Source organism: Brucepastera parasyntrophica (assembly GCF_022376835.1).
GTDB classification, from domain to species: domain Bacteria; phylum Spirochaetota; class Spirochaetia; order Treponematales; family Treponemataceae; genus Brucepastera; species Brucepastera parasyntrophica.
The window spans coordinates 1,758,581-1,778,817 of record NZ_CP084606.1 but is presented as its reverse complement, the minus strand read 5'-3'; the positions used below and the strand labels follow the sequence as shown (position 1 = coordinate 1,778,817).

19 protein-coding genes and 1 riboswitch are annotated in these 20,237 nt (G+C 43.0%); of the genes, 14 read left to right on the top strand and 5 right to left on the bottom strand.

Annotation, left to right across the window (positions count from 1 at the left end; all coding sequences use genetic code 11):
- Positions 1 to 33: 33 nt before the first annotated feature.
- On the bottom strand, positions 34 to 363 hold the full coding sequence (locus tag K7I13_RS08460; protein WP_439647423.1) for a carcinine hydrolase/isopenicillin-N N-acyltransferase family protein: 330 nt from the start codon (positions 361 to 363) through the stop codon (positions 34 to 36).
- Between the two features lie 294 nt (positions 364 to 657).
- On the opposite strand from K7I13_RS08460, the gene K7I13_RS08455 reads away from it, so the two are divergent.
- Both K7I13_RS08455 and K7I13_RS08450 read left to right on the top strand, forming a co-directional pair.
- Complete coding sequence (locus K7I13_RS08455) at positions 658 to 870, top strand: hypothetical protein (protein WP_255944839.1); 213 nt, start codon at positions 658 to 660, stop codon at positions 868 to 870.
- A gap of 373 nt (positions 871 to 1,243) precedes the next feature.
- The gene (locus K7I13_RS08450; protein WP_255944838.1) at positions 1,244 to 2,938 is read left to right on the top strand and encodes a S1C family serine protease; all 1,695 of its coding nucleotides are present in this window, start codon (positions 1,244 to 1,246) and stop codon (positions 2,936 to 2,938) included.
- A gap of 63 nt (positions 2,939 to 3,001) precedes the next feature.
- Here the strand turns inward: K7I13_RS08450 and K7I13_RS08445 are convergent, their stop codons facing one another.
- Entirely contained in the window at positions 3,002 to 3,889 is an 888-nt protein-coding gene (locus K7I13_RS08445; protein WP_255944837.1) for an MBL fold metallo-hydrolase, read from the bottom strand.
- A gap of 27 nt (positions 3,890 to 3,916) precedes the next feature.
- Positions 3,917 to 5,518, bottom strand: coding sequence for an ATP-binding cassette domain-containing protein (locus K7I13_RS08440; RefSeq protein WP_255944836.1), 1,602 nt, complete (start codon positions 5,516 to 5,518; stop codon positions 3,917 to 3,919).
- A gap of 197 nt (positions 5,519 to 5,715) precedes the next feature.
- Here K7I13_RS08440 and aspS point away from each other — a divergent pair, with 197 nt between their 5' ends.
- Positions 5,716 to 7,488: an aspartate--tRNA ligase gene (gene aspS / locus K7I13_RS08435; protein WP_255944835.1), complete on the top strand. Its 1,773-nt coding sequence runs from the start codon at positions 5,716 to 5,718 to the stop codon at positions 7,486 to 7,488.
- Positions 7,489 to 7,539: 51 nt separating this feature from the next.
- Here the strand turns inward: aspS and K7I13_RS08430 are convergent, their stop codons facing one another.
- Positions 7,540 to 8,238, bottom strand: coding sequence for a CDGSH iron-sulfur domain-containing protein (locus K7I13_RS08430; protein ID WP_255944834.1), 699 nt, complete (start codon positions 8,236 to 8,238; stop codon positions 7,540 to 7,542).
- Between the two features lie 337 nt (positions 8,239 to 8,575).
- On the opposite strand from K7I13_RS08430, the gene K7I13_RS08425 reads away from it, so the two are divergent.
- Positions 8,576 to 9,514: an FAD:protein FMN transferase gene (locus K7I13_RS08425; protein WP_255944833.1), complete on the top strand. Its 939-nt coding sequence runs from the start codon at positions 8,576 to 8,578 to the stop codon at positions 9,512 to 9,514.
- Here the strand turns inward: K7I13_RS08425 and K7I13_RS08420 are convergent.
- Positions 9,498 to 10,271 (bottom strand): SAM-dependent methyltransferase, encoded by a 774-nt coding sequence (locus K7I13_RS08420; protein WP_255944832.1) that lies wholly within the window; start codon positions 10,269 to 10,271, stop codon positions 9,498 to 9,500. The genes K7I13_RS08425 and K7I13_RS08420 overlap by 17 nt on opposite strands.
- A gap of 363 nt (positions 10,272 to 10,634) precedes the next feature.
- On the opposite strand from K7I13_RS08420, the gene K7I13_RS08415 reads away from it, so the two are divergent.
- The 10 genes from K7I13_RS08415 to K7I13_RS08370 all read left to right on the top strand — a co-directional run bounded on the left by K7I13_RS08415 (position 10,635) and on the right by K7I13_RS08370 (position 20,024).
- Positions 10,635 to 11,642, top strand: coding sequence for a suppressor of fused domain protein (locus K7I13_RS08415; protein ID WP_255944831.1), 1,008 nt, complete (start codon positions 10,635 to 10,637; stop codon positions 11,640 to 11,642).
- Positions 11,643 to 11,665: 23 nt separating this feature from the next.
- Positions 11,666 to 12,241, top strand: a complete 576-nt coding sequence (locus K7I13_RS08410; protein ID WP_255944830.1) for an HD domain-containing protein — start codon at positions 11,666 to 11,668, stop codon at positions 12,239 to 12,241.
- A 102-nt stretch (positions 12,242 to 12,343) separates the two neighbouring features.
- Positions 12,344 to 12,499: riboswitch (M-box (ykoK) riboswitch) on the top strand.
- Positions 12,500 to 12,775: 276 nt separating this feature from the next.
- On the top strand, positions 12,776 to 15,517 hold the full coding sequence (mgtA, locus tag K7I13_RS08405; RefSeq protein ID WP_255944829.1) for a magnesium-translocating P-type ATPase: 2,742 nt from the start codon (positions 12,776 to 12,778) through the stop codon (positions 15,515 to 15,517).
- Between the two features lie 160 nt (positions 15,518 to 15,677).
- A complete protein-coding gene (locus K7I13_RS08400) occupies positions 15,678 to 15,917 on the top strand; it encodes a CopG family transcriptional regulator (protein WP_255944828.1) in 240 nt (79 codons plus the stop codon).
- A 16-nt stretch (positions 15,918 to 15,933) separates the two neighbouring features.
- Complete coding sequence (locus K7I13_RS08395) at positions 15,934 to 16,170, top strand: type II toxin-antitoxin system RelE family toxin (RefSeq protein ID WP_255944827.1); 237 nt, start codon at positions 15,934 to 15,936, stop codon at positions 16,168 to 16,170.
- 96 nt (positions 16,171 to 16,266) lie between these two features.
- Positions 16,267 to 17,223 carry an MrcB family domain-containing protein gene (locus K7I13_RS08390; RefSeq protein ID WP_255944826.1) on the top strand — a complete coding sequence of 319 codons (957 nt, stop codon included), beginning with the start codon at positions 16,267 to 16,269 and terminating at the stop codon, positions 17,221 to 17,223.
- 179 nt (positions 17,224 to 17,402) lie between these two features.
- Positions 17,403 to 17,987 carry a DJ-1/PfpI family protein gene (locus K7I13_RS08385; protein ID WP_255944825.1) on the top strand — a complete coding sequence of 195 codons (585 nt, stop codon included), beginning with the start codon at positions 17,403 to 17,405 and terminating at the stop codon, positions 17,985 to 17,987.
- A gap of 36 nt (positions 17,988 to 18,023) precedes the next feature.
- Entirely contained in the window at positions 18,024 to 18,773 is a 750-nt protein-coding gene (locus K7I13_RS08380; protein ID WP_255944824.1) for an aminoglycoside phosphotransferase family protein, read from the top strand.
- Between the two features lie 80 nt (positions 18,774 to 18,853).
- A complete protein-coding gene (locus K7I13_RS08375) occupies positions 18,854 to 19,429 on the top strand; it encodes a transglutaminase-like domain-containing protein (protein ID WP_255944823.1) in 576 nt (191 codons plus the stop codon).
- A 40-nt stretch (positions 19,430 to 19,469) separates the two neighbouring features.
- Positions 19,470 to 20,024 carry a dihydrofolate reductase family protein gene (locus K7I13_RS08370; protein ID WP_255944822.1) on the top strand — a complete coding sequence of 185 codons (555 nt, stop codon included), beginning with the start codon at positions 19,470 to 19,472 and terminating at the stop codon, positions 20,022 to 20,024.
- Positions 20,025 to 20,237: the final 213 nt, after the last annotated feature.

Genomic DNA, 20,237 nt, shown 5'->3' with positions numbered 1-20,237 from the left:
CACTGATTCAAGTATTTGCGCCGCAGTTTTATATCAGCCGCATGGATATCCGCCCCGTTCAGGCTTTGACAAAAAGAAATTGGTTGCAACCTGATATGCTCCGCGTTTATACCGCACAACCATTTCATTATCAATCCATTCGACAACTGCCGAATTTCCGCCGGCATCGGCGAACATAATATGGTCTGAAAAACTGTGCGGGATATTATACTTTTCAAGAAAAGCAATAGCTTCATCTACGGTTGCGCACTTTGACAGGACTGGTTCCCCGAAATCTGCCGCCAGACTTTCCTTTTCCCCATCAAAGGGTATCGTTACAGCAGGGCAGATCGCACCGTCATAAAACAGCCCTTTTTTATTCATTCCGCCCTGTACAATATCTATTGAGGACTTACCTGTGCCAAAAAATATCTTTTGCTGTTTTTTTTATAACACTCTGTACCGGCGGATACGCTTCCGGTTCGGGAGAATTCGAGGAACTGCTTTATCAGATTGGAGAAAACGTCCTGAATTACGCAAGTGAAGAAACCCAGATAGAGCAGGAGTTTTCGCGGATAAAATAGACAATGCCGTCCTACAGAATTGAGTCATTTACTTGAAAAATCCGTCAGCTTTGAATCGTCTACTTCATTTTTATTTAAATTCGCTCATGCAAATATGAATCCTGCGCTTAACAGTATCTCCGTTTCCTTATACCGGCCCGTTAATGGCTTGTTCAGTACAACCTGGTATGAATATACGGAAAGCTCCGGCGCTGAACATCTTACCGGTACCTCATCCCGGTATAGTAATGCCGTGACAATAAATCTGGATTTAAAAAGAAATAATGACACCTTCAGGGTCCTTATCAATCTTACTCTCATAAAATAGATTATATTTCTTTGGATAAGTTTTTCCTCCGCATACATGCTGTTTCCGCTTTCAGGAAATAGCGTGTATGTACAGATCTTTGTGTTCATTGACAAAAAACCGAATCCGCATTTCTTCCTTTCTGAAAATTAACGAAAAAAAATTGTTCGACAGGCAAATAACATAAACCGGAGGCGTATATCCGGCTCGGCTAAAGGAATATAAAGCACAAAAAGTATATCAGCATAGCTTGTGCTGGTTGTAAGAAATACAGTATTATCTTGAAACCAAGACGCTGTTTGTGCCGCCGATTGAAAAAAGCAATATGTATCCGCCAGAGTTGCCTAAACAGTCAGTACCCCATTTGTTTTCTGTATTAAAGTTAGGAGGAAAAATGTTTAAACGCAGTATTTTATGTACTATTTGTATGCTTATCGGTTTTTCCGCGATAGCACAAAGCGGCAGCCTGAGAGATTATGTAGGGCTGATAAACCAGACATATCATCCGGATATTGCGGACTTCATGAATAAATTCAAAGAAGAATTTGAGAAAGAAGGAAAAACCGATGCGGCCAAAGGTATAGAAAACTTTCTGAAAGGCGGATACGGATCAGGATTTGTGTATGTCGATTCCAAGGGTGATAATTATATAATTACTAATTACCATGTTGTTTCTCAGTCATACACGCTGACAATAACCTTTGAAGCCAGAGACGGTACAAAAACTAAATATGAAGATTTAAGAATAATTGCAGTTGATGAGGATACCGATATAGCAATTCTTGGCTTTCCTGATGGCAAAAAACCTTTTTCCCAGGGATTGCGTTTTCTTACCCGGCCGTTGGATGAGGGCGAGGATGTTTATTCCGCAGGATTTCCCGGAATCGGTGGCTATCCTCTATGGCAATTGGGAAAAGGGATTGTTTCAAATGCTTTCGTAAAAATCCCCATAAATGACGATGAAACAATAGGACCTTTTATTCAGCATACCGCGCAAATTGATGCGGGCAACTCCGGAGGACCTCTTTTGGTACAGGCCCCAGGAGTTCCCACCGGTTATGTGGTTGCGGGAATAAACACATTGAGCGCAAGATGGCGGCAGGCGACAAATTATTCAATACCCATTGATGAAGCTGAAGCGTTTATAAAAAAAGCGTTAAACCCTGATTCCGACAATCCGGAAAATGATTTGAAAAAAAGAATCGACGCCTTTATTGAGGACGCGTCTTTATCCGAAGATATATATATTCATATTGCAAAATATCTTTCAAATGCCTGTATAGCGCAAAACGCTGAATACGCTCTGGTAGAAGTGATTGAGAAGGCTCCCAAGGATACACGTGAAGCAATTATTGTTGAATTTGCTTATTTTCCTGTAGACGGTATGCACTATGCGGTTGCCTGGCTGATAGAAAATTCTCTCCGCGCAAAGAAAGGAGGAGGCATCGCAATTTCCTTCGACAGTCTTTCAGAAACGGATGACGGAACATATACAGTTAACTTTACTGTAAACGGAAACAGCGTAACTTCCAATTGGAAAAATGAATACGGGCTTTGGCGAATAAATACATTTGGTACCGTTGCAAGCGGCGACAAAGCCCTGATGGCCGCAAAGGAAAAAGAATGGGAACAGAGTTCTCGTCTGAAAACAAAATACTGGATTATGGCTTCCCTTGGATATACTCAGGTTTTGGATCGCGGTCCCGCGCTTAACGCCGCACTGAAACTTAATGTGATTTTTACGGATTTGGGAATAGGGCTTTATTATGGGGGAAAGGATTTCAGTATCTGGCAATTTACATTCGGATACCGGCTTCCGATACGGCTCGGGTCTTTTGCTTTAATGCCTTTTATCGATGCAGGCTTTGGTGTTTTGGGTACAAGGGATGAAGATGGGGATAAAGGTCAATATTTCGGCTTCGTGGCTCACGGCGGTTTGTACGCAACCTTATCCGCGGTTCCCGGTCTGTTTTTCGGCGCTTCATTTCAATTTAATGCCTTTGACTTACTGAGCCGCTATGACAGTAATGATATAAATAAAACATATGACAGATATTTAATAAATATAAGTATTGGTTACGGATTCTGACAAATTCCTTTTACGGCATCCGGAAATTACCAGCAGTATATTTCCGGATGCCGGTTCCCTTCATTATTCCGTCCGCTTCCATATCATTTTATTTTCTTCGAACCTGAAGAAGGCCCGTCCGTCATTATAGAATAATGACAGGAACGCGCGGACTGTACTGCCTATAAGCATATATGAAGCCGCGCCGAGTTCAATACTGAAAATGTCCGCAGTTTCTTTCAGGATATTTTCAAACGTTTTTCCGGAACCCAGAATTTCCAGAAGATTTTTTTCAATGGAAAAAGCAGCTTCGAAATTTGCCTGAATCAGATCGCCGCATTCTTTTCCGACAGGTCCGTGGGAAGGTACATATTGCACGGCCGGTGTTTGTCTGATCCGCTCAAGACTTTTTCTGAATTCCGCAATATCATAGATATACGGAATTTTGTGTTTGCTGATTGTTTCGCTGCCGAAGATACTGTCGCCGAGAAAAAATACACCGTCGGATGTCAGGATACCGATGCAGTCAAAAAAATGTCCGCCAAGCGGGATGACAGTAAAATTTTCAAAACTTTCTCCGGGACCGAGAAGCTGCGTCACTGTTGATGGTTTTGCCTCAAAAAATTTTGTCCGTATATCCTTATAAGGCGCGGCTCCCCATAAAAAGGAAGGTTCCAGTACGGGAGATTCTATAAATCCCCGCTCCCCTTTTGAAGCAAGAACCGCGCATCCTGTTTTTTCCTGCAGATAGGCGTTTCCCCCGATATGGTCCGCATGTGAATGTGTATTAATAATACCCTTCAGTTTCCATTCCCGTTCATTCAGCAATTTCAGTATTTTCCGTCCGGCTTCTTTATCATTTCCGCTGTCGACGAGATATACTCCGTCGTCTGATTTGATTATTCCGATATTTGTCGGACCCTGAATTACCAGAACAGAGTCGGACAGCTGTATACAATTATCTTTTTCCATAAAAAAATCTCCATTATTTTTTACACATTACCGTGTGTAAACACGGTACATGGGAATTTCACCCGGCCTCAGTTCAAGAACATTTTTTTCACATTCCAGAACTTCCTCCGGATCATGTGTAATATGCAGAATTGTTACAGTATTGCTTTCCGCAATAATCCGGATCAGATCAAGAATCCGTGCCCGGCCTGATCTGTCAAGTTCATGGCAGGGTTCGTCCAGTATCAGCAGATCGGGATATTTGACAACAGCGCGGAGAATAAGAACGGCGCGCTGTTCTCCGTAAGACAGGGCGCTGAAAAAATCATTTTCTCTGTTTTCAAATCCGCTAATCCGGAGCCACTTGAGGACAATTTTTTCTTCGGATGCGGACCATTCCCGGTACAATCCTATTGAATCATGAAATCCCGAAAGCAGAACATGCTTGATGCTCATGCCTCCGATCATCCGGTATTCCAGATGCAGGCGGTAAGATACAATGCCCATTTTTTCTTTCAGTTCCCAGATGGTTTCTCCTGTGCCGCGGCGCTTGCCGAATATTGAAACCTCATTCCGGAAAACCTGGGGATTATCTCCCGTTATCAGTTCCATCAAGGTCGTTTTTCCCGATCCATTCGGACCCCTGATATGCCAGTGTTCTCCCCGCCGGACGGTCCAGTTTATATTATCCAGGACCCTTGTTTCTCCCCAGCCAACCGTTACATTTTTCATATCGACCAGAATGTCAGAAGACGAAGGGATACCGGCATTGTCTGTTCCGGACTGTTTAAAATCAAAGGTTTCCCTTTTCATTTCCGATAATTCATCGGCCAGCATTTTCTTTTCTTCCCGCTTATCTGTTTTTTCTTTTGCCGTCCTTGCGGCAAGCCATGTTTCATATTCACGGCGTTCCCCGCAAAAAGAGACCGTGTTACTTGAAATTTCCAGCACCCGGTTAAAAACCGGAGGAATATATTCGAGCCGGTCGGAAAAAAGAAGGACATAAGGTTTTTCTTTTTCACGAGAAGCGGACTTTTTTCCGGCAACACTTTCTTCCGCCATTTTCTGCAAAACTGCCTGCGTAATTTCTCTTGACTTTGTGTCCAGGCCTTCAAGGGGCGATGAAAAAAGCAGTAATTTTTTTCCGGACATAAGGGCCCGGCATAAAAGGGTCCGCCTGATTTCCCCTGTGGAGAGATATTTGAGGCCGCGGTCAAGCAAATGTTCTATGCCGCATAACCGGATTATACTTTCATATTCCTGCTTATCCGGTTTATTTTTTCCGCCGGTTGATCCGTCCAGAAATACTTTTACGCTGCGGCCGGGATCAATGCCTCCATCGACATAATCCGAATCATCGTTTTTACGTTCTTCTTCAATAAGACGCGCGGCGGCTTCAAATGAAATCATTTCTACTGAAGTCCCGAAAATACTGAAGTATCCTTCCTGCGGGAAAATATCCATCCGGTGGGAAGACGCAAAATGGTTTCCGGGGGGAGCCCCCTGCCCGGACAGGAAATGGGCAAGGTAGTGACTTCCTCCGTTTCCCGGTCCCGTTATTATCCAGGCTTCTCCTTCGTTCATTTCCCATGAAAAAGAAGGAAGCCCAATATGTGAATCTTCGGTAATGGTACAGCCGGTAAATTTCAAAAAGGTTTTTCCATCTGAAAAATGTGCCGGGCTGTTTCCTCCGTTATGTTTATCCATGCATCTACTGTAATACAAAAACATAATGTGATAAAGAAGCCGCCTTCCGGAAAGATATTACGGTTAAGAGGTATTGCAAAGGCGGAAAAATACTTGATTACTCTCTTTTTTCCTTCTATAGTAATGACATTATGGAAAACATGAAACGGACTGTGACCTGCGGAGATCTCCGCAAGGCTGATGAGGGAAAAACGGTTGTTCTGAATGGATGGGTCCACCGGAAACGCGACCACGGCGGTATTTCATTTATCAATCTGCGTGACCGCTATGGAATAACGCAGGTGGTCGTTGATGAGGATTCCTCCTCCGAACTGCTGTCAGCCACAGGCGAACTTAAAATGGAGTACTGTATAGCGGTGGAAGGCCGCGTCCGCGCCAGACCGGATACCATGATCAATCCGGCCATGCCGACCGGCGAAGTCGAAGTCGTTGCGGTAAAGCTGGAAATACTTTCACGGTCTGAAGTGCCTCCGTTTGTCATAGATGAAAAAACAAATGCGAGTGAGGAACTGCGGCTGAAATACCGGTATCTGGATTTGCGTTCACAGCAAATGCAGCGCCACCTTGCGCTGCGTTCAAAAGTAACATACGCGGTCAGACAGTATTTAACCGGCCTGAATTTTTATGAAATTGAAACCCCGACTTTTATAAAATCGACTCCTGAAGGTGCCCGGGATTATCTGGTTCCTTCCCGCCTGTATCCGGGGCAGTTTTACGCCCTGCCGCAGTCGCCCCAGCTGTATAAACAGCTTTTAATGGTTTCCGGTTTTGACCGGTATTTTCAGATAGCCCGCTGTTACCGTGACGAAGATGCGCGGGGCGACCGGCAGCCCGAATTTACGCAGATTGACCTTGAAATGAGCTTTGTTTCCCGCGATGATGTTCTGTCCCTGATTGAGGGGATGATGGGATATGTGTTCAGGGAAACACTTGGTAAAGAGCTTCCTTCCGAATTCCGCAGAATTTCTTTTGATGACGCCATGAATTTATACGGGAGCGACAAGCCGGAACTCCGTTTTGAAATGCAGATGCAGGACGGAGCTTTTCTTGCCGAGCTTGGGACTTTCCAGGCTTTCAGGGACGCCCTGTCGGGCGGAGGCAAAATCAAATGTCTGGTGGTCCCCGGCGCGGCTGAAAAATACAGCCGCAAAATGATAGAAGATCTGGAAGGAACCGCAAAAATTTACAAGGCAAAGGGACTCGGCTGGATGAAGGCTTCTGCGGGTGAAAACGGCGTAAGCCTTGAAGGCGGTATCAGTAAATTTTTTGAAGGAAAGGCCCCGGAAATCTGCGAAGCGCTGGGCGCAAAGGCAGGGGATTTACTGCTTTTTGTCGCTGACTCAAACGGAACCGCCGCCTGTACAGCCCTTGGGGCTGTCCGTACACGGTTGGGCCGGGACCTGAATCTGTGCGACCCTTCCGCTTTTGCTTTTGCGTGGATTGTTGATTTCCCCATGTTTGAATGGAATGAAGAAGAAAACAAGTGGGACACCGCGCATCATATGTTTACCATGCCCCAGGAAAAATATCTTGACACCCTGGAATCCGATCCGGGAAGTGTTAAGGGCGATTTATATGATCTGGTTTTAAACGGTTACGAACTTGCCTCCGGGTCAATTCGTATTCATGACCCCGAATTGCAGAAACGCGTTTTCAAAATTGTGGGATTCAGCGAAGAAGAGGGGCAGAAAAAATTCGGATTTCTCACCGAGGCTTTCAGATATGGAGCGCCCCCTCACGGAGGAATTGCTCCCGGACTTGACCGTCTGGTCATGCTCATGTCCGGAGAAACTTCGATAAAGGAAGTTATCGCCTTTCCGAAAAACAGTTTTGCCCAGAGTCCGATGGACGACTGTCCCTCACCGGTTGATCAGCAGCAGCTGGACGAACTGCATATAAAAATTATTGAATAAGGCTGCTCTCCGGTATGTGTAATACAGTACCGGAGAAAGGCAGGCCGGTGGTCAGGAATCGGTTCCCATCATGTGCGTGCAGTTATAATGGGATGCGTCACAGAACGGCATGTTCTGTGATTCCCCGCAGCGGCAGAGTGTAACCCGGTTCCGTACTTCATATGATTCCCCGTCCGCACCTTCTATTTCTATTCCTCCCTTTACCCAGATGGGGCCGCGGTAATTATTGAATACATCCTGGATCAGGCTGATTTCCTGAGGAAGCTCGGGTTCGATTTTTGTCCCGTCTTTTTCAACAATGGTCAGCCTTCCGGCCGGACAATTGCAGGCTTCCCTGATAGCCAGCTTTTCATGTGCGGGATCTTCCGATCTGGTTGCCAGCACCCAGACTCCGCCTTCAGGATCACAAAAACGGGCTCCGGCGCACAGTGATTCATTATCAAGCAGGTCCATCTTTTTCCCGCGGTAATGCTTTGCCCCGTCTTCATAGGGTTCCTTGTCCGCGGTTTCCTTCCCCTTGAAGCCTATGTCCTCATGGGTCCCGTCACAGTAAGGTTTCGTTTTTGACTGGCCGCACCGGCACAGGTGGTAATCTTCTTCCTGGGCCTGATAGGTTTTTCCTTCCTGCCAGTCTTTTGATTCACCCTCTGCATTTGTTTTAATAATGGCCTGATTCAAAGGAATATTTTTTGTTACTTCATAAGGTCCGTTTTTCAGGATCTTTATTTTTAAATTTTCGTTTCTTTTCATATTTATTCTCCTCATCATAAATATAATATACTCCGATAAGTTACGTTTCTGATATAAAGAATCAGCTGATTTTTTATATCAGAAACAGTTCCAATCGGAAATAGTCAAATAATACAGATTATTTGACTATAATTCACCACATGAAGCTTCCTATAAGTTATTGCTGAAATATGAAAAAGTACAGCAAAATATTCTGCTTCTTCCTGTGCGGCTTTTTTCATATTGATTTTTCCGGATAATTCCGTATACTGGCTATATGTGTTCCCGCCGTCTTATAGTACCTGTTATTTTCCTTTTTTTGTGCCTCCTGACTTCCTGTACAAAAGCGCCCTCTCCGGTGACCCGCTTTGTATTCGGGACTGTCTGCACTGTCAATCTGTATGAAAAGGGCAGCGAAGCCCTGTATAACAGGGTCTTTGACCGTCTGCAAACAATAGAAGAAGTACTGAGCGCGAATCTGGATTCTTCAAACATATCTGAAATCAATAATGCCGCGGGCATCAGCCCGGTCCGCGCCGCCCCTGAAACCATGTATGTTCTGCAAAGGGCTATTGAATTCAGTAAAAAAAGCGGAGGCGCTTTTGATCCCTCTATCGGGGCCGTGACAAAGCTCTGGAGTATCGGATTTGAAGAGGAAACTGTGCCGGATAATACGGTTCTGCGTGAAAAAACCGCTCTGGTTGATTACCGCGATATCATTATAAATGATGATGAACAGACTGTATTTCTGGCCAGACCGGGGATGAGGCTTGATCTTGGCGGCATTGCGAAAGGTTATGCCGCAGATGAAGCCGCGGCCCTTCTTGTTTCTTCGGGCATAAAAAAGGCCATTATTGATCTGGGCGGAAACATTCTTGCCCTCGGAGAAAAAGACGGCCATACTCCCTGGACAATAGGTATCAGGAACCCGGAATGGGGGAGCCGCACCGCCGTGTTCACTATTCCGGTAATCAATAAATCGGTTGTTACTTCAGGTATATATGAACGGTTTTTTGAAGAAGACGGTGTCCACTACCATCATATTCTCGATCCGGCCACAGGATATCCGGTAGATAACGAACTTTTATCGGTGACCATTATTACCCCTGTTTCCCTGGACGCGGACGCCCTTTCAACGGCGGCTTTTGTGCTTGGCCCGGAAAAAGGATTTCATCTTATTGAATCCCTTTCCGGAGCCGAGGCGGTTTTTATAAACAGAGACCGGGAGATCAGAATTACACCCGGCTTGTCCGGTACAATACAGATGCTCGATTCTTCTTTTACGCTGGCCGAATAACAAAGGTCCCGCACACCAGTTCCGTATCCAGTACTTCATATTCCCTTTTCTGGACGGCAATATACTCTTCAAACAGGAAAGCTTTTTCCGGCTGCTGTTTTATCAGCTCATTGCAGCGGGCTGTTATAAGACAGAGTTCCCTGTCATATTCTTCCCTTATTTCCGTGGGACTGCTGGCAGGAACTTCTTCGGCCAGTTCCATTCCTGCCTCTTTTATCTGCCTCAGAAAAACGGTTTTTTTCAGCGCGGCGGGATAAACAAAGGAACTGTCATCATCAATATAACAGTCATCAATAATGATAATACCTTCAGGTTTCAGATGACCGGATAAACAGGAGAGCGTTTCAGAATAATTTCCGAAAACCGGGCCGATCGCGCCGAGAATAATTACATCAAAAAGACCCAGGCCGGAAAGCCTTGTGCGTATATCATTCTGCTCAAAGGTACAGATACTTTCCACTCCGAATTCTTCCGCTTTTTTTTCCGCGAACTGTACGAATTCACGGATAGCGTCTATTCCGAAACAGCGGCAGCCAAGAGCGGCTGAAAGCTTTACAGATACCGCTCCCTTTCCGGAGCCCAGATCAAGGACCGTCAGATCCGCGTAATCCGGCCGGTATTTTTTTACCAGCTGTATGATGGTTTCCGGATCAGCCCCGATTTCCCAGAAATCCTGCAGAATATAGGGAAGAAAGGCGTTAATTTCCGTATTTGAACAGTCCATTGCGCCGGCAATACTTTCTTCAAGCGATTTCATTATATGCGGTTTCCTCCGTCTGCTGAATAACCGATAATACCAGATTCAGGGACCGGAGAAAAGCAGGGGATTCAGCCCGACTGATGTATACAAATACAGTAAATCATGTGTATAAAAAACCGGGTGGGCCATATTTCCCGGCAGAATCCGGAATATATTTTCCGCAAAAAAAGCAGAAAAAACTTGTGAAAGCGGAATTGTATGTTATACTGAACCGGAAATAGGCATAGTCCGCCGGGGAACGGTAATGAAAAAGTTGTTTGCGGTTATCAGTTTTATAATAAATTTTTCTTTTTTATATATCAAAGCTCACTGTCAAACAGTACATACCCGGCCTATAACAGACACACAGGAGATTGCGCCATGGATCCCATACAGGAATTACTGAGTAAAATACAGCTCTGGCACGAAAACGATGAACACCAGAAAATTGTTGATGTTATAGAAGTGGTCCCGGATGACAAACGGACATATGAGCTGATAAGCGTTTATGCGAGGGCCCTCAATAATCTTGAAAGATATGAAGAAGCTTTCAATCTGCTTATGGCAATACAGGAGCAGGGCAAGGAAGACGCTCTCTGGCATTTCCGGACCGGATACGCGTTGTATTATCTTGAACGTGAAGCGGAAGCTGCCGGACATTTCCAGCGGGCAATAGACCTCGGAGATGAAGAAGAAGATACAATCACATTTCTTAACGCCAGCCTTGAAGAGGCCGAAGCAAGGAACAGCGGACAGCAGGATACGCCGGAATTATATACCGAAGAAGAAGTTGACTGCATTGAAAGTCATGTTGAAGAGTATTTTGGCATAAATGAAAATGTCTTTCATGAGCTTGTTTCTCCCGATATCCATGTTGACATACTGATTATTGAGCCGGTGCCGGAACGCAACTATTATGTTCTGGTAACTATGGGAATGGGCGCCCACCGGATGAATGTTCCTGAAGAACTGGAAGACTATCAGCTTGACCGCGCTGAACTTGTTATATGCCTGCCTCCGGACTGGAAATTCGACTCGGAAGATGAAAAGTGGTACTGGCCCCTTCGGTGGCTCAAAATACTGGCCCGGCTCCCCGGGGAATATGATACCTGGCTTGGCTGGGGCCATACGGTCCCCAATGACGGTCCCTTTGCGGAAAACACGCGGCTGAGTTCTATTTTACTTATTAATCCGTGGTCCTTTGGTGAAGAATCATATGAATGTAAAATGCCCGATGGAAGTATTGTAAATTTTTACCAGCTGATACCCTTATATGAAGAGGAAATGCAGTATAAAATAGATAACGACGCTGAAAAACTTCTGGAGCTGTTTGACGGCGAAGACATGGAATATGTGAATATTCACCGGGAAAATGTCTGTAAAGACTAGGGGCGGACAATACCGGTAATCCCATGACAGAAAAACTGATTAACGAATTATGCCTGCTTGTAGAAACAGCCTGTAAATCTGAAAACAACATATACGGATATGGGATATGGACGCATCATATAAAGCCCATGATTCCGCTGGGTCTGGAACTTGCTGAGGAATATGGCGCTGATAAGGAAATAGTGACGGTAGCAATACTATTGCATGATCTTGCCGCGATTGAAGACGAAAAAAATTCCAAGGCCCATCACCGTATCGGTGCGGAAATGGCGGAAAAAATATTATCTTCCCATAATTATCCCCCGGAAAAACGGGAAAAAGTAAAAGCCTGCATTCTCAATCACCGGTCCAGCGTAAATAATGAAAAAACAAGCATTGAAGAAATATGTGTTGCCGATGCCGATGCGATTATCCATCTGAAAGAATGTCCGTCATTATTTTATTCCGCGTACAGGGAAATGGGTATGACTATTGGGGAAGGAAAAAAATGGGTCAGGGAAAAGCTTCTGCGGGATTACCGCAAACTGAGTGAAAGAAGCAGAGAAAAATACCGGACTGAATTTGAGGTTCTGACCGGTCTGCTAAATTCCGTTCAATAAGATAAGGCCCTATTCGAGGCGATTGTTCATAAGCATATACAAATCATTGCTTTTTTGAAATAACTATTGACAATAAAAAACCGTCTGGCTAATATACAGGAAATACTGCATCGGTAGGTGAGGCTACCGCAGGGATACGGATTGCTGCCGCGAAATGGTGGAGACACTATGAGCTGGCCAACAGTCTATGTCGTTCAAGGCATAGAATAATGTAATTTCATGCCCTGCGGAGTTAAAGCTTGAACGGTAGCGTACATTGAGAATGAGTCTGATTATGGATTAAAGTTCCCGCGCTGCCGTTATGGCTGTGCGGGATTTTTTTTGAACATAACTAAAAAAGGAGGTGGAAAAACATGGAAGATGGAAGTAGCAGTGATATAAAAACCGGTGACCGGAACAGTTTGAAGGAAGACCCATATTTATACCGCTGCAATACTGCTGACAGGTATTTTGCCGCCTCCTTCAGACCATAGTAATTCCGCCCGGATTTTTCTCTGCATTCCTTTTTGTACACAAAAGCAGGAGGTATGACTGATGAAAAAAGAAATCAAAAAAAACAATTCGGGAAAAGCCGCCGCAAAAAAAGTTCTCCGTGACAGGATTATTCAGCGGCTTATTTTTACAGCCACTAATGAACCGGAAGATATTTTTTCTCTTCTCTCGACAGCAGCCGGAGGGCTGAACGAAAAAGATGTGTCCGACCAGAGGGACAAATTCGGGACGAACAGGGTAACGCACCAGAAAAAAAAGACGCTTCTGCAGAGGATTATAAGCGCTTTTGTTAACCCGTTTACCTGTATTCTTTTCTGTCTTGTACTGGTGTCCGTTATAACCGATATTGTGCTGCCGCTCAATCACGGAAAAGAAACGGAACCTATTACTATTTTTATTATTCTCATTATGATCCTTTTCTCCGGAATTCTCCGTTTTGTCCAGGAAACCAGATCGGATAACGCGGCGGACAAACTCCTGGACATGATTACCACAACAGTCGCGGTTGAAAGGGTTGAATCAGGTGAACAGGAAATTCCCCTTGGTGATGTTGTGGTCGGAGACATTGTTCGTCTTGCCGCGGGGGATATGGTCCCCGCTGATGTACGGATACTTGAAGCAAAGGATTTATTCATAAGCCAGGCGGCCCTTACCGGAGAAAGTGATCCTCTTGAAAAAGACCCCCTCATGTCAAAGGACGGTACGCTTTCCATTACCGATTATACGAACCTGGCCTTTATGGGCAGCAATGTTGTCAGCGGTTCCGCCAAAGCTGTTGTTGTCGCGACCGGTGATGATACCCTGTTTGGTACTATAGCGGAATCGATAGCCCAGGAACCTGTTGTTACCAGTTTTGAAAAGGGCGTTAACTCCGTATCCTGGGTTCTGATCCGGTTTATGCTGATAATGGTCCCGGTCGTTTTTTTCATTAACGGTATTACCAAGGGCGACTGGATTTCCGCCCTTCTTTTCGCGATTTCAATTGCTGTAGGATTAACGCCGGAAATGCTGCCGATGATTGTAACCACCTGCCTCGCCAAGGGCGCGGTTTCCATGTCAAAGGAAAAAACGATTATCAAAAAACTTAACTCGATCCAGGACTTTGGCGCTATGGATATTCTGTGTACGGACAAGACAGGAACGATTACGCAGGACAAGGTTGTTCTCGAATATCACATGGACGTATACGGCAAGGAAGATTCCTCGGTTCTTCTTCACGCTTTTTTGAACAGTTATTATCAGACCGGTCTGAAAAATCTGCTGGATATTGCCGTTATCAGACGGACACAGGAAGAGAGTGAAAAAGACGAATCCCTGAAAAACCTTTCGAGCCAGTATCACAAGGTTGACGAGATTCCCTTTGATTTCAGCAGGCGCAGAATGAGTGTTGTTGTCGCCGATAAAGCAGGCACCACCCAAATGATCACCAAGGGAGCGGTTGAGGAAATGCTTTCTATCTGCTCGTTTGTGCAATATGACGGATCGGTTAAACCACTCACTGATGAAATACGGGAGACGGTCCTCAAAACAGTAGACGACTATAACGACGACGGTCTCCGCGTTATCGCTGTTGCCCAGAAAACCGATCTGCTTCCCGCCGGGGTTCTCTCCGTCGGCGATGAAAAAGATATGACTTTAATAGGATATCTGGCCTTTCTTGATCCGCCGAAAGAAAGCACAGCTCTCGCGATCAAAACCCTGGCTGAATACGGCGTAACCACAAAAATCCTGACCGGGGATAATGATAAGGTTACCCGCAGTATCTGCAAACAGGTCGGGATGCGCGTTGACAATCTTCTCCTCGGGTCCGACATAGAAAAAATGTCGGATGATGAACTCGGAAACGCCGCTGATAAAACCAATGTTTTCGCCAAACTTTCTCCGGACCAAAAAGCCCGGATTGTCCATGTCCTCAGGGACAAGGGGCATATCGTAGGCTTTATGGGTGATGGTATCAATGACGCGGCCGCGATGAAAGCATCGGACGTAGGCATTTCCGTGGATACCGCGGTTGATATCGCAAAAGAATCGGCGGATGTAATTCTTCTTGAAAAAGACTTAATGGTCCTCGAGAAGGGGATTGTTGAAGGCCGGAAAACATACGCCAATATGATCAAGTATATCAAAATGACTGCTTCTTCAAACTTCGGGAATATGTTTTCAGTCCTCGCCGCGAGCGCCTTTCTCCCGTTCCTGCCCATGCTCAGCGTACATTTGATTATCCTGAATCTCATTTATGATTTTTCCTGTACGGCTATCCCCTGGGACAATGTAGATGTTGAATTTCTCAGGGTTCCCCGGAAATGGGACGCGTCGTCCGTTGGCAGTTTTATGCTATGGATAGGACCGGTAAGTTCCATCTTTGATATTACAACATATCTGGTTATGTATTTTATCATCTGTCCCCATTTTGTATCCGGAGGGACACTGTATAATGCGATTCCGGCTTCGGATACCGTGACCCGCGGAATGTATGAGGGAATGTTCCAGGCCGGCTGGTTCATTGAGTCCATGTGGACACAGACCCTTGTCATCCATATGATCAGGACGCCGAAAATTCCATTCATACAAAGCCACGCGTCTTTCCCCGTGACAACGCTGACATGCTGCGGTATAGCCCTCCTTTCAGTTATACCCTTTACCGGGTTGGGAAAAGTTCTTGACTTTGTTCCGCCTCCCGCGGTGTACTGGCCCTTCCTTGTCTGTACAATTCTGCTGTACATGGTTCTTATAACCTTTGTTAAAAAATTGTACATCAGAAGACATAACGGTGAACTGCTGTAGTTTTATACTGCTGGCGGAAAAGGGCCTGCGCCTTTTTCCGCCAGCATGGTTTATACGCCTCCGTACCCGGGGGAATTCCTGTAAAACTTGCGGAAAATGAGCATTTACCGGTATTGCCAAATAGAATAAATATGAATAAAATTGAAGCAGGAGAGAAGAAATGGCAAAAACTATAACCGTAAGACTTGACGATTCCGTTTATGAAATTATAAAAATGGCGGCCGACGGGGACAAAAGAACGATCTCGAATTTTATGGAATATGCGACAGTGCAGTATATTATTAATACAAATATTGCGGATGATGAAGAAATGAATGAAATCAAAAGTTTTGAAAAAGATATAAAAAGAGGTTTGACGGATATTGAAAGAGGAAGGTATAAAATTGTCGGACGGATATAAAATAGCGGAAACAGAAATGTTCCGGCAGCAAACAGCGGCAAAAAAATATGTTTCCCTGTATAAACGGATATCGGAATATATATATCCCATTTTAAAAAAGAACCCTGTTTTCGGGCCATCAATAAAAAAACTGAAAGGCGGGCTGAATGATGTATACCGGTTCAAAACAGGCGGCGCCAGGCTGTTTTATAAAATAGAAAAAAAGAAAGTAATAGTATTTCTGATCAGTATGGAAAAGCGAAACGGTGTCTGAGAATACTTTAAGATCAATAGTGATTACTTACTGCTTGTAAAGAAAAAAGAGATTTTCCGTTTTTACGAAAAATTATGTATAATGAGGTGAGAGGAAATGATGAATTTAACTAACTTTTTAAATCTGATATTACAAAACTATTCCAAAGATAGTCTTTATGACATAAAAAAAAGTAATTTAGGAAATATTTTTAGGGTTGAAATTGTCGAATATCTTAAAGAAAAGATTATAAATAATGAACGATATATCATAGAAGGTAGTATTGGCAAAGGAAACTGGGCTAAAGTTCCATGGGTGAGTATTTTTGATAGGTTCGTTACGGAAAGTGCGACTCAAGGGTTTTATATTGTTTATTTATTTAAAGCAGATATGTCTGGGGTATTTTTATCATTAAATCAAGGGGTAACAACCTTTAAAAAACACTATAAATCTAATCCTGAAAAAGCTTTACAGCAAAAAGCAAATGATTACATAGCACAACTGGGATTCATACAAAATGATTTCTCTACAGGATATATTAATCTAGAAATTAATAGTAAAGCTAGTATTGGAAATTTATATCAGTATGGTTCTATACTTTCAAAAGAATATATAAAAGATTGTATTCCAACAGAAAAAGCATTATGGGATGATCTTAATTGTTTATTAGATATTTACAATAATCTATCTACTAAACAATCCAATATTTCCTTTGAGTATGTAAAAGAAGATGATGAAGAGTATTATGAATATGAGTATCTAAATAAAATTAGAGAACATAAAGTAATTGAAAGAAATCAAAAGTTAACGAGGCAAGTAAAAGAAATTCATGGATATAAATGTCAAGCTTGTGGATTTTCATTTAGTGATCTTTATAAAGAAATAGGCGATACTTATATAGAAGCTCATCACTTAACGCCTTTATCAAAAATAAATGAAGACAATGTTAAATTAAATCCCAAAACGGATTTTGCTGTGTTATGTTCAAATTGTCATAGAATGATTCATCGAACAGAATATTTTGATAATGTAGAATTGTTTAAAGAAAAATATCTTAAACACATAATAATTTGATTTTTCCTAACGGAGTGTATCTCCAGACATGTATAGACTTGTGTTCGGTTCGATAACGTTTTTTATTTTGTAATCCTTATCAGTAGTGATCTGACACAGCGGACATCCAGGACTACAGACTTTATACACAAAGACTTCGAAATATCTGACAGGATATTCAGAAAAAAGGAATGATGACTATGAATGTAAATTGCCTGCTCTTTAATGACTTTGAAACACTGGACCTGTTCGGACCTGTTGAAGTGTTTGGAAAAGTTGAAGGATATAATATAAACTATTATTCAATAAATGGCGGGAATATAATAAGCGCGCAAAACGCGCAAATAAATACGGAAAATGTAAATGCAATTGGGGCAGGCGGTATTTTGATAATACCAGGCGGAAAAGGAACAAGAAAACTGGTACATGATAATGAGTTTATTCAAAAATTAAAATATGCCGCGGAAAAATCCGAATGGTGCTTAACCGTGTGTACGGGATCGGCCTTGCTGGCAAAAACAGGATTGCTGGATAACCGCAACGCGACATCAAATAAAATCGCGTTTGAATGGGTAAAAAGTAACGGAAAGAATGTAAACTGGAAATACACAGCCCGGTGGGTCGCGGATAAAAAATATTACACATCGTCCGGAATATCCGCCGGAATAGATATGAGCCTGGGATTTATATTTGACCGCTTTGGAGAAGAAAAGGTAAATCAAATATCAAACATGATGGAATATGAATGGAAAAATGATAAAGACCATGATCCTTTTGCCGTATAAAAAAGGACAGAAATTATGGACATGCCGGAAAAAAATATGGAAAAGAAACTATTATCGGAAGAAAAAAAGGTATATACCAAAGACAATATGGTTATACGACCATTGGGTCCGTGGTCAAAAAACATACATTTACTGCTGAAGCATTTATATGACAAAGGCCTGCCTGTTCCCGGAATTATAAAAACCGACGCAGACTATGAATATCTGGAATATATAGAAGGAGAACAGGTCCATCCGCATAAATGGACTGACGAAGGATTATATGAAATAGGAAAACTGGTAAGAGCTATACATGATAGCGTAACCGACTTTAAAAATGAAAGTACAATGGAATGGAAGCCCTGGTACTTAAGGGAATTGGGACGTCCGGAAATATGCAGTCATGGAGATATAGCTCCATGGAATATAATTACAAAAAACGGAAAGCCTATTGGAATAATTGATTGGGAATTTGCCGGACCCATAGATCCCGTAATAGAATTGGCCCGGGTCTGCTGGCTTTTTCCCCAGCTGCATGATGATGATCTTGGAGAATTGTATGAATTGCCGTCACCATCCGAAAGGGGAAAACAGGTAAAAATAATACTGGATGCTTACGGGTTGGATACGGATAAAAGAAAAGGGTTTGTAGAAAAAATAATGGAAACCATAATATGCGAAACAGCCCATGAGGCGATAGACAGCGGAATAACGTTTGACAGTGAAGGAAACCTATGGGAATGGCCTGGAGGAACAGGAGCTTATACTGGATACTGCGGAATAAAAAAATGCTGGAAAAAGCCATAGAATAAAAATGAAGCAGATTGCACATAATTAAGGCAAAGCGGCCGGCCGGTGCTTACGAATTATTTTAGAAGGAAAATAAAATGGATAAATATCTGCTTCCATCAGAGGTTATTGATTATAATAATCCCGAAGTTTTTAAAAAAGCAAAGGAACTGGAATCACCATCAAAGGACGAATATGAAACAGTTAAAAACTGCTTTGAATTCGTAAGGGACAATATATTTCATATTATTGACTACAGAATGAATCCTGTCACACTGAAAGCTTCAGATGTTTTCAAATTTAAAACAGGTTATTGCTATTCCAAAAGCCATCTTCTGGCCGCGCTGCTCCGGGCCAATTCAATTCCCGCGGGATTTTGTTATCAGCGGCTTGTTTTTGACGATACGCGTTTTTGCCTGCACGGTTTAAATGCCGTTTATCTGAAGGAGTACGGATGGTACAGGCTGGATTCCAGAGGTAATAAAAACGGAATAAATGCCTGCTTTACGCCGCCGAAAGAACAGCTGGCATTTAAGGTTTTATCCGAAGGCGAAGCTGATTTACCGGAAATATGGCACGAACCTCCGGAGATTATAAAAACTTTTTTATCAAAATATACGGACCGGGAAGAATCAATAAAATATCTGCCTGATATTGAAATAGTAAAAATATAAATACAGCGGACGTATTTGATATAACAAACCGGAGGAAAAAATGGCAAATATTATTTATATCGCCTGCTCGATTGACGGATTTATTGCCCGGGAAGACGGCGATATTGACTGGCTCGTAAATATTCCGAATAAAAGTAACAGTGATTACGGGTTTGAAGAATTTATGAACCGGATTGATGGAATTATTATGGGCAGAAAAACCTTTGAAAAAGTATTGGAAATCAATTTTTGGCCATATACAAAACCGGTCTTTGTATTGAGTGGTACCCTGAAAAAACTACCTGAAGAGCTGGAAAAGAAAGCGGAAATAGTCAGCGGCAGTCCGGAAGATATAATAAAAAGATTAAATGCAAAAGGAATTAAAAATATCTATATTGACGGCGGTACAACAATCCGAAATTTCTTAAAAGAAGGTTTAATAGACGAAATGATAATAACAACGGCGTCAATTATTTTAGGGGCCGGCATACCTCTTTTTGCGGGCATCGGAACAGAAAAGAAATTCGCAATAGAAAAAACGGAACAGTTAAATGAATATCTTGTAAAAATTTATTACAAGAAAAAAGATGAAAATGCGGACACATTGGAATCATAAATACGCCGGCAGCATCACCCGGTTCATATAGAAGGATTTTTTATCTGCTTCCGGACAATGAACCGCTCAGTCTGAAAACAGACGGGATGGCTGAAATCCTGATCCGGAACTTATTGTTCTGCTTTCTGGAATGTTTCAGGCGGAAAAAAGATAAAAAGTAAGCAGAGAAAGCTATTTACTGCTTGATTTATTCATAATTTCCTTTGCCGGCTG

Coding starts and splice junctions, on each gene's coding strand:
- K7I13_RS08390 (WP_255944826.1), top strand. CDS start 16,267: ATGATGAATTTAACTAACTTTTTAAATCTGATATTACAAAACTATTCC.
- K7I13_RS08370 (WP_255944822.1), top strand. CDS start 19,470: ATGGCAAATATTATTTATATCGCCTGCTCGATTGACGGATTTATTGCC.
- K7I13_RS08385 (WP_255944825.1), top strand. CDS start 17,403: ATGAATGTAAATTGCCTGCTCTTTAATGACTTTGAAACACTGGACCTG.
- K7I13_RS08400 (WP_255944828.1), top strand. CDS start 15,678: ATGGCAAAAACTATAACCGTAAGACTTGACGATTCCGTTTATGAAATT.
- K7I13_RS08420 (WP_255944832.1), bottom strand. CDS start 10,271: ATGAAATCGCTTGAAGAAAGTATTGCCGGCGCAATGGACTGTTCAAAT.
- K7I13_RS08460 (WP_439647423.1), bottom strand. CDS start 363: ATGAATAAAAAAGGGCTGTTTTATGACGGTGCGATCTGCCCTGCTGTA.
- K7I13_RS08395 (WP_255944827.1), top strand. CDS start 15,934: ATGTTCCGGCAGCAAACAGCGGCAAAAAAATATGTTTCCCTGTATAAA.
- K7I13_RS08375 (WP_255944823.1), top strand. CDS start 18,854: ATGGATAAATATCTGCTTCCATCAGAGGTTATTGATTATAATAATCCC.
- aspS (WP_255944835.1), top strand. CDS start 5,716: ATGAAACGGACTGTGACCTGCGGAGATCTCCGCAAGGCTGATGAGGGA.
- K7I13_RS08410 (WP_255944830.1), top strand. CDS start 11,666: ATGACAGAAAAACTGATTAACGAATTATGCCTGCTTGTAGAAACAGCC.
- K7I13_RS08430 (WP_255944834.1), bottom strand. CDS start 8,238: ATGAAAAGAAACGAAAATTTAAAAATAAAGATCCTGAAAAACGGACCT.
- K7I13_RS08455 (WP_255944839.1), top strand. CDS start 658: ATGAATCCTGCGCTTAACAGTATCTCCGTTTCCTTATACCGGCCCGTT.
- K7I13_RS08380 (WP_255944824.1), top strand. CDS start 18,024: ATGGAAAAGAAACTATTATCGGAAGAAAAAAAGGTATATACCAAAGAC.
- K7I13_RS08415 (WP_255944831.1), top strand. CDS start 10,635: ATGGATCCCATACAGGAATTACTGAGTAAAATACAGCTCTGGCACGAA.
- mgtA (WP_255944829.1), top strand. CDS start 12,776: ATGAAAAAAGAAATCAAAAAAAACAATTCGGGAAAAGCCGCCGCAAAA.
- K7I13_RS08450 (WP_255944838.1), top strand. CDS start 1,244: ATGTTTAAACGCAGTATTTTATGTACTATTTGTATGCTTATCGGTTTT.
- K7I13_RS08445 (WP_255944837.1), bottom strand. CDS start 3,889: ATGGAAAAAGATAATTGTATACAGCTGTCCGACTCTGTTCTGGTAATT.